Raw genomic sequence first — 16,821 nt, 5'->3', positions numbered from 1 at the left:
AAAATGTGAAACTAAAAATAAAAGAGGTATATTATGAGTGACGTAAAAACTTATGTAGCAGGTCATAAAAGCCCTGATACTGATTCTATTTGTTCTGCTATTTCCTTTGCTAATTTCTTAACACAAATGGGCACACCAGCTACTCCAGTATGTGCAGGTGAAGCAAATAAGGAAACAACATACGTATTGAATCATTTTGGTTTTGAACACCCTCAAATTGTTAAGAATTGGGAAGAATTTGCTCCAGAAGGTGGTAACTTATATTTAACAGACCACAATGAATCTAAACAAATCATTGACGGTTACAAGTCTATGAATATGTGCGGCGTTGTGGATCATCACCGCATTGGTGATTTCGAAACTGATGGTCCTGTATTCATGCGTTTAGAACCAGTAGGTTGCTCCAATACAATCATTACTAAATTATACATGGAAAACAATCAAGAAATTCCTAAAGCTATTGCAGGCTTGATGTTGTCCGCTATCATTTCTGATACTGTTTTATTCCGTTCTCCAACATGCACAGAAACAGATAAAGAAATGGCACATAAATTGGCTGAAATCGCTGGCGTTGACATCGAATCTTATGGCCTTGATATGTTAAAAGCTGGTGCTGATATTTCTGATTTGACTAATGATGATATCGTTCGTACAGATATGAAAGAATTCTCCGAAGCTGGTAAAACGATTTCTATCGGTCAAATTTCCGTTATGGATACAACAGAGGTATTGGCTAAACAAGGTGAATTAGTACAAGCGTTAGAAGCTCTTCGCAGTGCTAACAACTACGATGCATCTTACATCATGATTACAAATATTCTTGATGAAAGCACTACATTGTTATTCAGTGGTGATGTGGAAGCAGTAGTAACAAAAGCATTTGAAAAAGAAGTTAAAGACAATGGCGTATTCTTGCCAAATACTATGTCTCGTAAAAAACAAATCGTACCACCAATTCTTGGTGCTATGAAATAGTATAGTAGTATACAAAGGGAAAAGAACGTTGCTTGCAACGTTCTTCTTCTCTATTTATATGATTATGAAACTATAGTATATGTAAGGGCGATAGGGGTGTTCCGATGAATTCATTATTAACAGGTTTAAATAAAGAGCAACAACAAGCCGTTCAACATACGGAAGGCCCTTTATTGATTTTAGCCGGTGCTGGATCTGGTAAAACAAAGGTGTTAACCGTTCGCATTGCACATTTATTGGCTCAAGGTGTTAATCCTTATGAAATCTTAGCTATTACGTTTACCAATAAAGCGGCAAAAGAAATGAAAAGTCGTGTAGAAGGTTTAGTAGGTGATGTAGCTACTCGAATTTGGCTCAGCACATTTCATAGCTTCTGTGCGAAATTCTTGCGTTTTGAATTAGATAACTTCTTAGGTTATAACAGTAATTTTACAATCTACGATACATCTGACTCGCAAGCTGTTATTAAGGCTGCTTTAAAAGCATTAAACCTTGACGATAAATACTATCCTGTAGGTGCTATGATTGGTGCCATATCCGATGCAAAAAATAAATTGTTATTTGCCTCAGATTTTAGAAAGCAAGCGAGAGACTTTTACCAACAAAAGGTTGCTGATGTATATGAGTATTATGAACGGGAATTGCGTAAGAATAATGCTCTAGATTTTGATGATCTTTTATTGGTAGCTGTTAAATTATTGCAGTCCAATGAGGCTGTGTTAGATAAATATAGCAAGCGTTTTCGTTATGTTATGATCGACGAATATCAAGATACGAACCATGCTCAATATTTATTGGCTAAATTATTAGCCTCTCATTGGAAAAATATTGCCGTTGTAGGTGATGCTGATCAAAGTATTTACGCATGGCGTGGCGCAGATATTCAAAATATTTTGGACTTTGAAAAGGATTATCCGAACTGTACATCCATCAAGTTGGAACAAAACTATCGTTCTACAAAGATTATTCTTGATGCAGCGAATGCGGTAATTGAAAATAATGAAGGTCGTCCTAAGAAAAATTTATGGACCGATAAGACAGAAGGGGCTAAAATTCAGCATTTTACGGCTCAGTCTGAACATGAAGAAGCTGCTTTTATTGGCGATACAATTGCTAAAAAGCACGATATTCATGGTGTGCCTTATGGTGATATGGCTATTTTGTACCGTACAAATGCTCAATCTCGTGTACTTGAAGAAGCACTGATTAAACGGGCTCTGCCATATACGATGGTAGGGGGCACGAAGTTCTATGATCGTAAAGAAATTAAGGACGTTTTAGCTTACTTACGCGTGTTATATAATCCATTCGATGATTTGAGCTTATTACGTATCATCAATGTACCTAAGCGTAGTATTGGTGCTACTACAGTGGCAAAACTACAAGATTATGCTCGTGCAAATGGCACGTCCTTGTTTATGACATTAACACAGCTGCATCTAGTAGATACGATTAAAGGTAAGACAAAGGAAAAGTTAGAGGAATTTGGTATCCTTATCTTTACTCTCGTAGCTGAAATGGAAGATAAAACTGTACTTGATATCTTAGAATCTATTCTTGATAGAACCGGATACTTGGCACAATTAGAAGAGAGTACAGATCCACAAGATCAGGCTCGCGCTGAGAATATCGGTGAACTTTTATCTGTAGCTAAAGACTTCCAAGATACAAATCCAAATGGTACAGTGGAAGACTTCTTGGAACAAGTAGCACTCGTAAATGATGTTGATTCTTTCGAGCAAGAAGAGTCTAAAGTTACATTGATGACATTACATGCTGCGAAAGGTCTGGAGTTCCCAATCGTATTCTTAGGAGGCTTGGAGGAAGGCTTATTCCCACATAGCCGCACCTTGATGAACCCTGAGGAAATTGAAGAGGAACGCCGCCTTGCTTATGTAGGTATTACTCGTGCTGAAAAGGAATTATATATTTCTAATGCCACTACGCGTACCGTATTTGGACGCACTAGTAGCTATTTACCATCTCGTTTTATCGATGAAATTCCAGAAGAGTTAGTAGATGGTTTGCGTGCTAAGCGTAAAGTACCTGATGATATTAAGCGCCATGTACCGCAACATATGAGTGTTACCAGTCGCCCTGTAACAAAACCAATTGTTCGCAATGAAGTGATTGCTGATTGGAAAGTAGGTGATACAGCCATTCATAGTAAATGGGGCAATGGTAAGGTTATCAACGTTGCCGGTGAAGGGGCTGGTATGAAGCTAACTATTGAATTCCCCACACAAGGTGTACGTGTAGTAATGGCAAAATTTGCACCTGTTAAGAAGGGATAAAATTTGTGTATGGCAGTTAACCTCTTTACCTTACTTGTAAGGAACGTATAGAGTGTTACTGCACTGTAAAAGGGATGTAATATGAATCCGAAAGATAGAATTAAAGAGTTACAACAAGAGCTAACTCATGCGCAGTATTTATACTACGTAAAAGATGCTCCTACAATGAGTGACTTTGAATATGATAAAAAATATCGTGAGCTTGTTGATTTGGAAACAGCTCATCCTGAATATATTGTGCCATCATCGCCAACACAACGGGTAGGCATGAAGGTAGAAGGTTCCTTTGAAAAGGTCGTCCATGGCCGCCCTATGTTGAGCTTATCTAATGTATTTAGTGCTGATGAAGTACGTGCATTTGCTAGTCGTGTAGAGAAGGAATTAGGTCATAAGCCTTCTGCTTATGTGGTAGAACTTAAAATCGATGGTTTAGCTGTTAATTTGCACTATGAGAACGGCATGTTTGTACGTGCCGTAACACGTGGTGATGGTCGCGTTGGTGAAGACGTAACTGCTAATGTGCGTACTATTAAATCCATTCCTTTATATCTAGAGGATGCGCCAGAATTTATCGAGGTTCGCGGTGAAGCATATATGCCTCATAGTGAATTTAAACGTATAAATGAAGAACGTGATGAAGAGGGCTTACCTACCTTCGTAAATCCTCGTAATGCAGCAGCTGGTTCTTTGCGTCAACAAGATCCTGCCATTACGGCTAGTCGTAATTTAGCATTCTTTGCCTATGCAATCGGTTCTGAAGTGGGAGCTAATATTCATAGCCAAGAGGAATTGCTCCAAAGTCTAGAAACGTTCAAGTTTTCTGTAAATCCTCATTACCGCGTATGCAAAACAATTGACGAAGTCATAGAGGCTATTAATTATTGGGGTGAAAAGCGCCATGAGTTGCCATACGATACAGACGGTATGGTAATTAAGGTTAATAGTTTCGATGACCAAGAGGTACTTGGCAGTACTGCGAAGGATCCTAAGTGGGCTACAGCTTACAAATATCCACCAGAAGAGGTAGAAACCGTTCTTAAGGATATTACTATCAATGTAGGACGTACAGGTGTTCTTACTCCAACTGGTGAATTGGAATCTGTATTCGTATCCGGTACAAATGTAAGTCGTGTTACATTACATAATCAAGACTTCATCAATGAAAAAGATATTCGCATTGGTGACCATGTCATCATTCACAAGGCAGCCGAGATCATTCCAGAGGTTATTCGCGTAGTTCCTGAAAAACGAACTGGTTCTGAAGTGCCTTTTACAATTCCTAATACATGTCCTGTATGCGAATTTCCTGCAGTCCGACGTGAAGGTGAAGCCGCTGTTCGTTGTACCAATAAACATTGTCCTGCCATTGAAAAGGAACAAATTATCCATTTTGCATCTCGCGATGCTATGAATATTGATGGTCTCGGGCCTAGTATTGTAGAAAACCTAATCAATAACAAATTAATCACCAATGTTGTTGATTTATATCATTTAACGGTCGAACAACTAGTTACCATGGACCGAATGGGTAAGAAGTCTGCTGAGAATTTGGTAAAAGCTATCGCAGATTCTAAATCTCGCGGATTAGATCGTGTACTATATGGTCTTGGTATTCGACTAATTGGATCTAAGGCAGCCGGAACAATTGCAAGTGTTGTAAAATCTATGGAACGATTCATGACTATTACTAAGGAAGAACTCGTTGCAGTAGAAGAGATTGGTCCTACAATGGCAGATAGTATTGTTGAATACCGTCAAGATCCTGCTCATGTAGAAATCATTGAAGGCTTAACAGAAGCTGGACTTAAGATGACTGTAGATGTTGTTGAAGCAGCAGGCAACCAAATGGAAGGCGAAATCGTCGTTCTCACAGGTAAACTTGAAATTATGGGTCGCAGTGAAGCTGGTAAGATTCTTGAAGCTCATGGGGCTAAGGTTACAGGTTCTGTTTCTAAGAAAACAACCCTTGTTATTGCTGGCGAAGACAGTGGTAGTAAACTTACTAAAGCAAATGAATTGGGTATTCGTGTTATGAATGAAGAAGAGTTTGTAGAACTCCTACGCGAACTGGGAGAAATCCAATAATCATACATTCTACAATATTTTGAAAATATATATTATTTGCTTTATAATAAATAATTATGAAAGGATGTGTCTCGATGAAAATCAGCCAAGAGGAAATTAAAAAAATCGCCTTACTTTCACGCTTGGAAGTTAAGGAAGAACATATGGCACATGTAGAAAAAGAGTTGTCCGACATCTTGACTTATGTTGCTGAACTAGATGCATTAGAACTTGATGGTGTGGAGCCTATGGCTCATGCAGTACCATTGCACAATGTATTTAGAGAGGATGAAACAAAACCATCCCTTGATCATGATTTAGCTTTATCCAATGCTCCAGAAGCAGAGGATGGGTACTTTAAAGTACCTCGCGTTGTACAAGAATAGGAGGTTTCGCTGTGGCAACAATTCATGAATTACACAAGAAACTAGTGAATAAAGAAATCAGCGCTGTTGAATTGACGAATGCTGTTATTGCACATAAAGCGAAAGTGGAACCGACTGTACATGCGTACTTATCCGATTCTCATGATCGTGCTTTGGCTACAGCTAAGCTTGTAGATGAAGCAATTGCTAAAGGTGATGCTATTTCCCCATTGGCAGGTATTCCTGGTGCAATTAAAGATAATATTTGTATTAAAGATGAACCTGCAACATGTGCATCTAAAATGTTGGAAAATTTTGTGCCTCCATACAATGCGTCAGTTATTGAACGTTTACAAAACAATCATTATATTAGCCTTGGTAAACTTAATATGGATGAATTTGCTATGGGTGGCTCTACAGAGAACTCTGCATTAGCTAAAACATCTAATCCTTGGAATGCTGATTGCGTACCAGGTGGTTCTTCTGGCGGTAGTGCAGCAGCTGTATCCAGCGGGTCTGCTATTTGGGCTCTTGGCTCCGATACTGGTGGGTCTATTCGTCAACCAGCGTCCTTCTGTGGCGTTGTAGGCTTAAAACCAACATACGGTAATGTATCTCGTTATGGTTTAATCGCCTTCGCATCCTCTTTGGACCAAATTGGACCTATTACTCGTGATGTAACAGATGCTGCTTTAGTATTAAATGCCATCTCTGGTCACGATGCTAAAGATTCAACGTCCATTCCAGGCACTCGTGTAGACTACACTACAGCACTTGTAAATGATGTAAAAAATCTAAAAATTGGTGTACCAAAAGAATTCTTTGGTGAAGGTCTCAATAGCGAAGTTCGTAAAGCTATTGAAGAAGCTATCGAAACATACAAAAAATTAGGTGCTGAAATCGTTGAGGTTTCCTTGCCTAATTCTAAATATGCATTGTCTGCTTACTATATCATTGCATTGGCAGAAGCTAGCTCCAATTTGGCTCGTTATGACGGTGTAAGTTATGGTATGCGGGTACCTGCAGATAACTTAGTAGATATGTCTACTAAAACTCGCACAGAAGGCTTTGGTCCTGAAGTGCAACGCCGTATCTTGTTAGGTACCTATGTATTGAGTGCTGGTTACTATGATGCTTATTATTTGAAAGCCTTGAAAGTTCGTCGCCTTATTAAAAACGAATTTGACGAAGCATTCTCCAAGGTGGATTTGATTTTGACACCAACTGCACCTAATACATCCTACAAATTTGGTGAAAAAGCTAATGATCCATTAGCAATGTACTTAGAAGATATCTGTACAGTACCAGCAAATCTTGCAGGTATTCCAGGTATTAGCATCCCAGCAGGTATGAGTAGCAATAATTTGCCAATTGGATTACAATTACTTGGCCCTGCTATGGGTGAAGAAACATTATTACGTGCTGCTTTCACATTTGAACAAGCACGTCCGGACTGTCAATTAGTAGCACCAACTGGGGAGGTTTCTCTATGAGTAGTAAATACGAAACAGTCGTTGGTTTAGAGGTTCATACAGAGCTTAAGACTAAGTCTAAAATCTTCTGTGGTTGTACCACTGAATTCGGCGGCGATCAAAATACACACGTATGCCCAGTATGCCTTGGCTTGCCTGGTGCTATGCCTGTGTTAAATAAACAAGTAGTAGAATTTGCCATCAAAGTTGGTTTAGCATTGAATTGTGAAATTCTAAACTTTAATAAATTTGACCGCAAAAACTACTACTATCCTGATTTGCCTAAAAACTATCAAACATCTCAATATGATTTGCCAATTTGCTTAAATGGTCATTTGGACATTGAAGTAAATGGTGAAACTAAACGCATAGGTATTACGCGTATTCACATGGAAGAAGATGCAGGTAAACTCGTTCACAGTGGTAACACTATTTCCGATTCTAAATCTTCTAACGTTGACTACAACCGTACAGGTGTTCCTCTTCTTGAAATCGTATCTGAACCAGATATTCGTTCTGGTGCAGAAGCAAGAGCATATGTTGAAAAACTACGTTCCATCTTGCAATACTTAGAAGTATCTGACGGTCGTATGGAAGAAGGCTCCTTGCGTGGTGATTGTAACGTATCCGTACGTTTGCGTGGTACTAAAGAGTTTGGTACACGTACAGAAACTAAGAATGTTAACTCCTTAACAGCTATTCAAAAGGTTGTTGAATATGAAGCCTTGCGTCAAGCTAAGTTGATCGAAGCTGGCGGTAAAGTAGATCAAGAAACACGTACTTGGGATGATGCTCAAGGCATTACGATTGGTATGCGTAAGAAAGATGAAGAAAACGATTACCGTTACTTCCCTGAACCAGACTTGGTACCAATTGTAATTACGGACGAAAAAATCGAAGAAGTACGTCGTGCGTTACCTGAATTGCAAGATGCTAAGATTGAACGCTTTGTATCTGAATATGGTTTGTCTCGTGAAGACGCAACAATCCTTACTGTATCTCGTAAAACTGCAGATTTCTTAGATGCTACTGTAAAAGCAGGTGCAGATGCTAAGACTGTGGCTAACTGGATGCTTGGTGACTTGTCCAAGATGATTAATGAAAGTGGTTTAACATTCGCTGAATCTAAAGTAAGCCCAGAAAACTTGGCTGGTATGATTGCTCTTATCGATAAAGGTACAATCTCTGGTAAAATTGCGAAAAAAGTTATCGTATCTATGTGGGAATCCGGCAAGGATGCTGATACTATCGTAAAAGAAGAAGGTCTTGTTCAAATCACAGATACTGGTGCTATTGAAGAAATCGTTAAGCAAGTTATTGCTAATAATCCACAACCAGTGGCAGATTTCAAAGGTGGCAATGGTAAGGCTATTGGTTTCTTAGTAGGTCAAGTTATGAAAGAATCTAAAGGCCGTGCTAACCCAGGTATGGTAAATCAATTGCTTCAAAAATACTTGAAAGACTAATTTGCCCGTTAGCCTATAGTCACATAAAGTAATACAAACAAAAATATCCCCTATAGATATATGAATTTATATCTATAGGGGATATTTATTTGCATTTTTATCAGAAAAATATGATATAATAAGTTGTATAAAATTAATTATTCTTTTGGTCATATAAAGGACTTAACAATGAATGATCAACACAATACAAATAACAATCAAAATATATATAGAAATAATGAACGTAGCGATAGCTTTGGTAGTAATGCTCACTTCGGAGAGCCAAATACACGAGTATTATCTGATGATGAACGCCGTGACTTTGATGGTGTAACTATTGAAGAGGTAGGAGACTCTGTTCATGTGGACTCTACACCTAGTAATATGAATGAAGAGTATCAACGCAGTGAAGAGTACAATCAATATGGCCCTCATGTTAAGGTGTATAGCTTTAATAGTACAAGCTGGCTTAGTCGCATCATTTTGATTATCATATTAGCTGTTGTTTTAGCAGCTGTTGTATTCTTCGGTGGCATTATCCTCTCTGTAGTAGGGGTTGTCATTTTAGTGGGTGCTATTGTTTCCTTTATCTTTGGGCTCTTTTAATGGTATAATATGTGTATTATGACTAGACGGTGGCTGAGCCATTCGATGATATAAAGGGGACCTATGAACGTAGTTTTATCCACATTAAACTCAAAATTTATACATTCCTCCCTGGCTTTGCGGTATCTCAAAGCCTACGGGCATGCTCACGGACAGGCATATGATATAGTAGAATATACTATTAATATGCCTGTTTTACATATTCTTAGCGATATTACAGAGCGCAATATAGATGTATTGGGCTTTGCTTGCTATATTTGGAACATTGAAATGACCTTACATGTGGTGGACATGGTGAAAGCAGTTCGACCAGATATTAAAATTATCTTAGGTGGTCCGGAGGTATCTTTCACTGCCGATGAAATTCTAAATCGTTGCCATGCTGTAGACTATGTTGTACAAGGTGAAGGGGAAGAAGCTTTCTACCAACTCATTAGTGCATTACAAAATGGTAAGGATGGATTAGGAGAAGAAATCCCTGGTGTACGGGGCCGCCATATTACAGGTCAACTTATGGGATCCACTGAGGCCGTAGAGGTTAAAGATCTTAGTACCATTCCATTCCCATATGTAGAAGAGGATATGGAGGATTTAGAACATAAAATCATCTATTATGAATCCTCTCGCGGATGTCCATTCTCTTGTCAGTATTGCTTATCTGGCAATAAGAATACAGTGCGATTCTTCCCACAAGAGCGAACTTTTAAAGAATTACAATGGTTTATCGACCATAAGGTAAAGCAAGTTAAGTTTGTAGATAGAACATTTAACTGTGCACCACATCATCATCGTCCATTGATGGAATTTATGCGAGATGCCAATACAGAGACGAACTTCCATTTAGAAATGGAGCCTGAGCTCATGACGGAATGGGAAACAAATATTCTCTGTGAAACACCACCAGGGCGTATTCAAATCGAAGTGGGCGTACAAAGTACACATAAGAAAACCTTAGATGCCATTAACCGATATAACGATTGGCCGTACATTCAAAAGGCTATCCGTCCTATTATTGAGGCTGGTCGTACCCATGTGCATATGGATTTAATTGTAGGTTTACCTTACGAAAATAAAGCGCGATTTGGATTATCCTTTAATGATCTTTTCAGTCTACAACCTCATGCGCTACAAATAGGATTCTTGAAATTACTAAAAGGATCTGGTGTACGCCGCATGGAGGAATACCAATATATTAGTGATCCGTTAGCGCCATATGAGGTATTAACCACTCATGTATTACCTTATAAAGATGTACGCTTCTTAAAGCATTTTGAAGATGTATTTGAGCGCTTCTATAATAGTGAGCGTTTTAGAACCGTCTTTGGCTATATTGGTAGCAAGCTTATTAAGGAACATACTGATACATCTATAACTGGTGAGGATACAGTAACAAATCATGTACCACCTATGAAAAAGTATGATCCTTCTAAAGTGGAGTCTAAAAAAGATGCTTTCACCTATTTCTGTGAAATGACACAGGCTTGGCTCGATGCTGGAAATCATAAGGTTAATTTGAAAGATATCGACCAAATCGAGTTCTTATATAATTTCTTCTTGTCTAAGGGGGACAATGTGGCCGCTGAATTACTACAATACGATACCCTTGTAAGTTATCGTGGCAAGGTTCGTAGCGAAGCCATTGGTTTGCCGAAGCAAACAAAGGAACTTTTACAAGAAGGGGAATCATTCTGGCGCAACGAAGAGATTGCATCTCAGTATATTCCAAACTATACCTTCAAAGAATGGCGCAAAATTCGCCAACAATACGTGGAAATGCCAATGTCTGAAGATACGGCACATGTATTAGGCATAGAGAATGTACCTAATACACCATTTACAGTAATTATCGACGTCAATAAAGAGGTAAAACCGTTTATACGTCCTGAAATAGAGGCTTGTTAAATTTCACAAGCGATGATTGGTTAGTTAAATAGGAGTGTTATGACCGATACAACGAGACCAAAACGATACCGCATGGTATCTAAATATTATAAAGAAACCTATGGGGAAAAGGTTTATAAATTGCCTGTTGCCTTACCGCTGACCTGTCCAAATCGAGATGGTTCGGCCGGCGTAGGGGGCTGTACCTTCTGTGGTGAAATCGGTGCGGGCTATGAAAATCGTCCTGCATGGATGACAGTGCGCATGCAATTAGAAGAAAACATTGCTCACATAGGTCCTAAATATAAGGCGAAAAAATTTATACCTTATTATCAAAACTTTAGCAATACATATTTGGGACTTGATGATTTTAAAAGCTATATGGAGCAAGGCTGCATCGATGAAGCCGTAGGTATCGCCATTGCAACTAGACCAGATTGTATTGCCGATGAATACTTAGACATATTGGCTGATATTAGAGATCGCTTTCAAAAGGATATCTATATTGAATTAGGATTGCAAACGGTCAATTATGATACATTAGAGAAAATTAATCGGGGTCATGATTTAGCTCAATTTATTGATGCTGTACTACGCATTAAGAGATATGGATTTAATGTAACAACCCATATGATAGTAAATTTACCATGGGACACCATGAAGGATACAATCGAAGGGGCCCGTATCTTATCAGCCCTCGGTGTGGATCAAGTTAAATTACATGCCTTATATATTGTGAAAAATACATTGATGGCTAGGTGGTACCAAGAAGGTCAGTTCACCTTAATCAGTGCAGAAGAATATGCTGACCGTGTAGTCAACTTTATCCGTCATTTACACCCTGACATTGTACTGCAGCGTCTTGTTGGGCGAGCGCCTGAAGATAATACACTCTTTACAAATTGGTCTATGGGTTGGTGGCGCGTACAAGACTTAATTGATGATAAGTTAGACGAACTGGATGCCCATCAAGGTGATTTATGTGATTATTTAAACGGCAAAGCCGTTCGTAAGTTTATAGATTAGGAGGTTGTATGAGCGAACAAGTATTTACATTTCCTACATATGACCTAGCACAATCCATACTAGGTCAACATAATCGATATTTGCATATGATGCTTGAAGTCATCTCTGTAGATGTAGTGGCACGCGGGGATACTGTTGTTATCAAGGGCGATGAAAAGCAAGTAGAGGCTCTGTATCGTACGTTAGAGGAACTGGTATTCTTATATCGTGAAGGCAGTACCATTACTGAGTCCCAAGTTCGTATTGCGGCGAAACTTGTAGCGAACGGTAAAGCTGATGCTGTACATACTATGTTTGAAGATACCTTATCCGTTAATATGCGCGGTAAAAATATTACGCCTAAAACGGAAGGTCAGAAATACTATGTTGATAGCATCCGTAAAAACACTATTACCTTTGGTATAGGCCCTGCCGGTACAGGTAAAACATTCCTAGCCGTAGCGTTAGCCGCATTCTATTTAAAAAATCGCAATGTAGATAAAATTATTTTGACTCGTCCTGCTGTAGAGGCTGGTGAACGATTAGGCTTCCTACCTGGTGAATTACAAGACAAGGTAGATCCTTATTTGCGACCTCTTTATGATGCATTACATGAAATGTTTGGCATCGAGCAAGTACAACGCTTTATGGAACGTGGTACTATCGAGGTAGCACCATTAGCATATATGCGTGGTCGTACCTTAGAAAATGCCTTCGTTATTCTAGACGAAGCTCAAAATACGACAGCTGAGCAGATGAAGATGTTCTTAACACGTTTAGGTAACAACTCTAAAATGGTAGTCAACGGTGATAAGACACAAATTGACTTGCCACCACGTGTTGTATCTGGTCTTGGCGAGGCTGAAAAGGTATTGCGTCATGTATCTGGTATTAATATGGTTTACTTTAGCGATCAAGACGTTGTTCGTCACGATTTAGTAGGCCGAATTGTAAAAGCTTACGATCAGTATCATGAACGTAAATTAGCTGGTGAGACTGCGGAAACTAACGCAGCATCTAAAGAGCATGTAGCGAAAGGATAAGCATGTATATACATATTAGCTATGATGAAGGAATTCAAGAGGATTCCAATATTGAGGCTGTTATACGCAAGGTCTGTGATGAAGTGAGTCGCGTATATGGTCTTGAAGAAGATGAAATGAGTATTTTACTCTGCGATAATGCTAAGATTCACGAGCTCAATAAAGAATATCGCGGCATCGATAGACCTACCGATGTATTGTCCTTTGCCCTTAATGAAGGGGATGACTACGAAGGCAGTGAAGAGGAACATCACTTACTTGGTGATATGATTATTTCCTTAGAGCGCACTCGTGAACAAGCTATTGAATATGGACATAGCTTTGAACGAGAATTAGCGTATTTAACGACTCACAGTTGCTTACATATCTTAGGCTATGACCATATGAACGACGAAGATAAAAAAGAGATGCGCACTGAAGAAGAATTTATCTTAGGTAATCTCGGTTATGTGCGGGAGGATGCACCATATAATGAATAAGAACGAACATTTTAAATCTGGCTTTGTTGCCGTTGTAGGACGCCCTAATGTTGGTAAATCTACCTTAATTAATGCCCTTATTGGCGACAAAATCGCTATCGTATCCGATAAGGCTCAAACAACGCGTAACCGTATTATCTGTGTATATACAGATGAAGCAAAACAAATCGTTTTCATGGATACACCAGGTGTACATAAGCCAAAACATAAATTAGGTGAATTCATGGTAGATGCTGCCATTGAGTCCTTGAAAGAAACGGAAGCTGTTTTATTTGTAGTAGCAGGCAATGAAAAGCGAGGACCTGGGGACAACTTCATTATTGAACAATTGAAACGTGTAAAGGTTCCTGTTTTCTTAGTCGTTAACAAGATTGATACTCTAAAAAAAGAGGAGCTTTTAGAAGCCATCGTGTCTTATCAAGATGCATATCCATTTGCAGGGGTTATTCCTATTTCTGCAAAGGATAAAGAGAACCTAAATGAAGTTCTAAATGTATTAGAAGAAACATTACCGGAAGGTCCACAATACTTCCCAGAGGATATGATTACGGACCAACCAGAACGTCTTATCATTTCTGATATTGTTCGTGAAAAAATCCTATTGGCTACACGTGATGAAATCCCTCATGCTATCGCTGTAGACGTAGATGAAATGAAAACACGTGATGATGGTACAACCTATATCCGTGCTACTATTTACTGTGAACGAGACTCTCAAAAGGGCATTATCATCGGTAAGAAAGGTGCCTTGTTGAAACAACTTGGTGCTGAAGCCCGTGTAGATATTCAAAAACTATTGGCTACAAAGGTGTACCTAGACCTTTGGGTTAAGGTTAAAAAGGATTGGCGCAATAAATCCGGCATGTTATCTGAACTTGGTTATAGAAAATAATTTTTGCTATAATAAAAACTAACTCGTTTTCCCTATTGTATGAAAGGAATTAAGATGGATAGTGTAGATGGCCTGTTACCCATAGGGTTTGGTCTTGTATGTATATTTTTAATTAACTTTTTTGTGGTCGCAAAGTTCTCCTTTGCTCGTCTTCGTAAAGAGCATGTTGAGGATATGGATATCCTTTTAGAGAAGGATAGAGAGTTTTTATTAAAACTCTATCAAAACCCTGAGTATTTTTTAAATACGACGCAGTTTTTGATTTTATTCTTTATTTTGGCTCTTGCTGGTACAGGCACCTATGTATTTGATAATACCGTAGATCAACTTGTAGCGGTATTTAATGTTCATAGTACATGGATGCACTTCGTACTAGATATACTTTTATTGTTATTAATTAGCTTAATTGTTTTAATCTTTGGTGAAATCGTACCTAAAGCATTGGGCTTATCGTTCCCAACAAAGTATGTAAATACCTATAGCCGTATCGTAGTAGCTGCTGGTCGTTTGGTATATCCGTTCATTTGGATTGCTAGCAAAATATCCACTGTTATTTTGGGCTTTTACAAAACAAAATATTTAACAGAACTAGACCTTGTGTACTCTGAAGAAGAGATTCGCATGATGATCTCTCGAAGCCATGAAGAAGGTCAACTAGACCAAGTGGAATCAGAGTTGATTGACAATGTTTTTAACTTCGTAGACCGTAGAGCTAAAGAGGTTATGGTACCGCGTCAAGATGTGGACTGCATTTTCGTTGAAGATGGTTACGATGAAGCGATGAAATTTATTCGCTCTAAAGCTCATACGCGTTACCCTCTATGTGTGGAGGATAAGGATCATATCATTGGTCTAGTTCACATTAAGGACCTCATGGAGCGTCCTAATCAAGCACGTAAGGATTTGCGTAATGTAAAACGAGATATCTTAACTGTGCCAGAGGTAATGAAGTTATCCACACTGCTACAATACATGAGAACTCGTCGTATCTATCAAGCTATTGTTGTAGATGAGTACGGTGGCATGGTTGGTCTCGTAGGCCTTGAAGATATTATCGAAGAGCTCGTTGGGGATATTCAAGACGAACATGAACCACACTTACCAGCTAAAATTGCTTATGCAGATGGTTCTTTCGAATTTGATGGCAAAGTTCTTGTAGATGAAGTAGAGGAAATGATGGACGTTGAAATCGACGATTCTGACTCTGATACAATTGGGGGCTATGTATTTGGTCTCTTAGAACGGACACCAATCGTTGGTGATACTGTGGATGCATTGGGATATACCTTTGAAGTAACACAAATGCAAGGTTATCGCGTATCCCGTATTAAAGTAACACCTTTACCTGAAGAGGAAACAACGGAAGAAGAACATGAAGAAGCTTAATGGTGGTTTTAACACACCTGCCATCGTCATTAGTCGAAAAAAACATAAGCTATACTCTGTATTTACTTTTATTACACCTAGCTTAGGACTCATTCGTGCATCCATCCCGCATAAGCGTATGATGACCATGCGTAACAGTTCCTATTTACGTCCCTTTAGTGCCATGTATATCACAGTGGTACCTGATGGTGAATATGTAAATGTTACACAAATTGATGGTTCCTATGTGGTAGAATCATTAGATGTGAATTTAGATAATATTGCTTATGCTGCAGTGGCCAGTGAGCTCATTCAAGAACTATTTGCAATGTATGATGTAGATCGCAAGGTGTTTGATACCGTTGTAAACTATTCCAAGCAAATTCGTCGCCGCAATGTACAGCTAGGAACGATAATGCTTGGTTGGCAATTACTATCCCTCGCAGGGGTTGTGCCTAGTGCTAATACTTTTTCACATCAAGATGGTATCGATCCATTCTGGATACAGGTGAAAGAAACAACGAACTTTAGCATTTCGCGTTCTGTGAAAGCTGGATTACCTCAAATTCTCGCTTACCAGTGGGGTGAAGACACGCCTATAGAACTTCCCAAAACAATATGGAAGGAACTAGAAAAACTACTATTTGCATACTGTGAGCAAGAAATCGGTAAACCCTTACAAAGCGTTAAGTTTTTAAATTCCATAATTTAATGATAGTAAAAGGCAGTTTGAGAAATCAAACTGCTTTTTTATATGTTATGAGATGTTGAATGGATATATCATTTTCCAGTAAGCATAACTAGTATATATTTTCTGTATCTCAAGATACGTATGAAAAAATATAATACTGATAGACAATTGTGCATCTGTAGTTGACACTTTTGATAACAATTATTTATAATATAACAATATTATATTATATGTTTTTATAGGA

General features: G+C 38.6%; 14 protein-coding genes. All 14 read left to right on the top strand.

Annotation, left to right across the window (positions count from 1 at the left end):
• Nucleotides 1-33: 33 nt before the first annotated feature.
• The 14 genes from O3607_RS01945 to O3607_RS01880 all read left to right on the top strand — a co-directional run bounded on the left by O3607_RS01945 (nt 34) and on the right by O3607_RS01880 (nt 16,598).
• Nucleotides 34-975 carry a manganese-dependent inorganic pyrophosphatase gene (locus tag O3607_RS01945; RefSeq protein WP_371443226.1) on the top strand — a complete coding sequence of 314 codons (942 nt, stop codon included), beginning with the start codon at nt 34-36 and terminating at the stop codon, nt 973-975.
• A 104-nt stretch (nt 976-1,079) separates the two neighbouring features.
• Nucleotides 1,080-3,269 (top strand): DNA helicase PcrA, encoded by a 2,190-nt coding sequence (gene pcrA, locus O3607_RS01940; protein WP_008714018.1) that lies wholly within the window; start codon nt 1,080-1,082, stop codon nt 3,267-3,269.
• A gap of 81 nt (nt 3,270-3,350) precedes the next feature.
• A complete protein-coding gene (ligA, locus tag O3607_RS01935; protein ID WP_077708461.1) occupies nt 3,351-5,354 on the top strand; it encodes an NAD-dependent DNA ligase LigA in 2,004 nt (667 codons plus the stop codon).
• A 74-nt stretch (nt 5,355-5,428) separates the two neighbouring features.
• Nucleotides 5,429-5,719, top strand: coding sequence for an Asp-tRNA(Asn)/Glu-tRNA(Gln) amidotransferase subunit GatC (gene gatC, locus O3607_RS01930; protein ID WP_004696952.1), 291 nt, complete (start codon nt 5,429-5,431; stop codon nt 5,717-5,719).
• Between the two features lie 11 nt (nt 5,720-5,730).
• On the top strand, nt 5,731-7,191 hold the full coding sequence (gene gatA / locus O3607_RS01925) for an Asp-tRNA(Asn)/Glu-tRNA(Gln) amidotransferase subunit GatA (RefSeq protein WP_120054819.1): 1,461 nt from the start codon (nt 5,731-5,733) through the stop codon (nt 7,189-7,191).
• Nucleotides 7,188-8,636, top strand: a complete 1,449-nt coding sequence (gene gatB / locus O3607_RS01920) for an Asp-tRNA(Asn)/Glu-tRNA(Gln) amidotransferase subunit GatB (RefSeq protein ID WP_008714014.1) — start codon at nt 7,188-7,190, stop codon at nt 8,634-8,636. The genes gatA and gatB overlap by 4 nt, the downstream gene beginning before the upstream one ends.
• A 168-nt stretch (nt 8,637-8,804) precedes the next feature.
• Nucleotides 8,805-9,221 carry a DUF4229 domain-containing protein gene (locus tag O3607_RS01915; protein ID WP_371443225.1) on the top strand — a complete coding sequence of 139 codons (417 nt, stop codon included), beginning with the start codon at nt 8,805-8,807 and terminating at the stop codon, nt 9,219-9,221.
• Nucleotides 9,222-9,284: 63 nt separating this feature from the next.
• A complete protein-coding gene (locus O3607_RS01910; protein ID WP_371443224.1) occupies nt 9,285-11,123 on the top strand; it encodes a DUF4080 domain-containing protein in 1,839 nt (612 codons plus the stop codon).
• 39 nt (nt 11,124-11,162) lie between these two features.
• Entirely contained in the window at nt 11,163-12,128 is a 966-nt protein-coding gene (locus O3607_RS01905; protein WP_308518835.1) for a TIGR01212 family radical SAM protein, read from the top strand.
• 8 nt (nt 12,129-12,136) lie between these two features.
• Entirely contained in the window at nt 12,137-13,150 is a 1,014-nt protein-coding gene (locus O3607_RS01900; protein WP_308518834.1) for a PhoH family protein, read from the top strand.
• Between the two features lie 2 nt (nt 13,151-13,152).
• Nucleotides 13,153-13,629: an rRNA maturation RNase YbeY gene (gene ybeY / locus O3607_RS01895; RefSeq protein ID WP_005386517.1), complete on the top strand. Its 477-nt coding sequence runs from the start codon at nt 13,153-13,155 to the stop codon at nt 13,627-13,629.
• Nucleotides 13,622-14,521 (top strand): GTPase Era, encoded by a 900-nt coding sequence (gene era / locus O3607_RS01890; RefSeq protein WP_005386518.1) that lies wholly within the window; start codon nt 13,622-13,624, stop codon nt 14,519-14,521. The genes ybeY and era overlap by 8 nt, the downstream gene beginning before the upstream one ends.
• A 54-nt stretch (nt 14,522-14,575) precedes the next feature.
• Nucleotides 14,576-15,907, top strand: coding sequence for a hemolysin family protein (locus O3607_RS01885; RefSeq protein ID WP_060924302.1), 1,332 nt, complete (start codon nt 14,576-14,578; stop codon nt 15,905-15,907).
• Complete coding sequence (locus O3607_RS01880; protein ID WP_371443223.1) at nt 15,894-16,598, top strand: DNA repair protein RecO; 705 nt, start codon at nt 15,894-15,896, stop codon at nt 16,596-16,598. The genes O3607_RS01885 and O3607_RS01880 overlap by 14 nt, the downstream gene beginning before the upstream one ends.
• The last annotated feature ends 223 nt before the right edge of the window (nt 16,599-16,821 follow it).

This window comes from Veillonella sp. 20925_1_51 (assembly GCF_041431445.1).
GTDB lineage: Bacteria > Bacillota > Negativicutes > Veillonellales > Veillonellaceae > Veillonella > Veillonella nakazawae.
This window is presented reverse-complemented; position numbering and strand designations above follow the sequence as displayed.

Excerpts from the sequence above, each read along its gene's own strand:
- O3607_RS01945 (WP_371443226.1), top strand. The coding sequence starts at position 34 with ATGAGTGACGTAAAAACTTATGTAGCAGGTCATAAAAGCCCTGATACT.
- pcrA (WP_008714018.1), top strand. The coding sequence starts at position 1,080 with ATGAATTCATTATTAACAGGTTTAAATAAAGAGCAACAACAAGCCGTT.
- ligA (WP_077708461.1), top strand. The coding sequence starts at position 3,351 with ATGAATCCGAAAGATAGAATTAAAGAGTTACAACAAGAGCTAACTCAT.
- gatC (WP_004696952.1), top strand. The coding sequence starts at position 5,429 with ATGAAAATCAGCCAAGAGGAAATTAAAAAAATCGCCTTACTTTCACGC.
- gatB (WP_008714014.1), top strand. The coding sequence starts at position 7,188 with ATGAGTAGTAAATACGAAACAGTCGTTGGTTTAGAGGTTCATACAGAG.
- O3607_RS01915 (WP_371443225.1), top strand. The coding sequence starts at position 8,805 with ATGAATGATCAACACAATACAAATAACAATCAAAATATATATAGAAAT.
- O3607_RS01910 (WP_371443224.1), top strand. The coding sequence starts at position 9,285 with ATGAACGTAGTTTTATCCACATTAAACTCAAAATTTATACATTCCTCC.
- O3607_RS01905 (WP_308518835.1), top strand. The coding sequence starts at position 11,163 with ATGACCGATACAACGAGACCAAAACGATACCGCATGGTATCTAAATAT.
- O3607_RS01900 (WP_308518834.1), top strand. The coding sequence starts at position 12,137 with ATGAGCGAACAAGTATTTACATTTCCTACATATGACCTAGCACAATCC.
- ybeY (WP_005386517.1), top strand. The coding sequence starts at position 13,153 with ATGTATATACATATTAGCTATGATGAAGGAATTCAAGAGGATTCCAAT.
- era (WP_005386518.1), top strand. The coding sequence starts at position 13,622 with ATGAATAAGAACGAACATTTTAAATCTGGCTTTGTTGCCGTTGTAGGA.
- O3607_RS01885 (WP_060924302.1), top strand. The coding sequence starts at position 14,576 with ATGGATAGTGTAGATGGCCTGTTACCCATAGGGTTTGGTCTTGTATGT.
- O3607_RS01880 (WP_371443223.1), top strand. The coding sequence starts at position 15,894 with ATGAAGAAGCTTAATGGTGGTTTTAACACACCTGCCATCGTCATTAGT.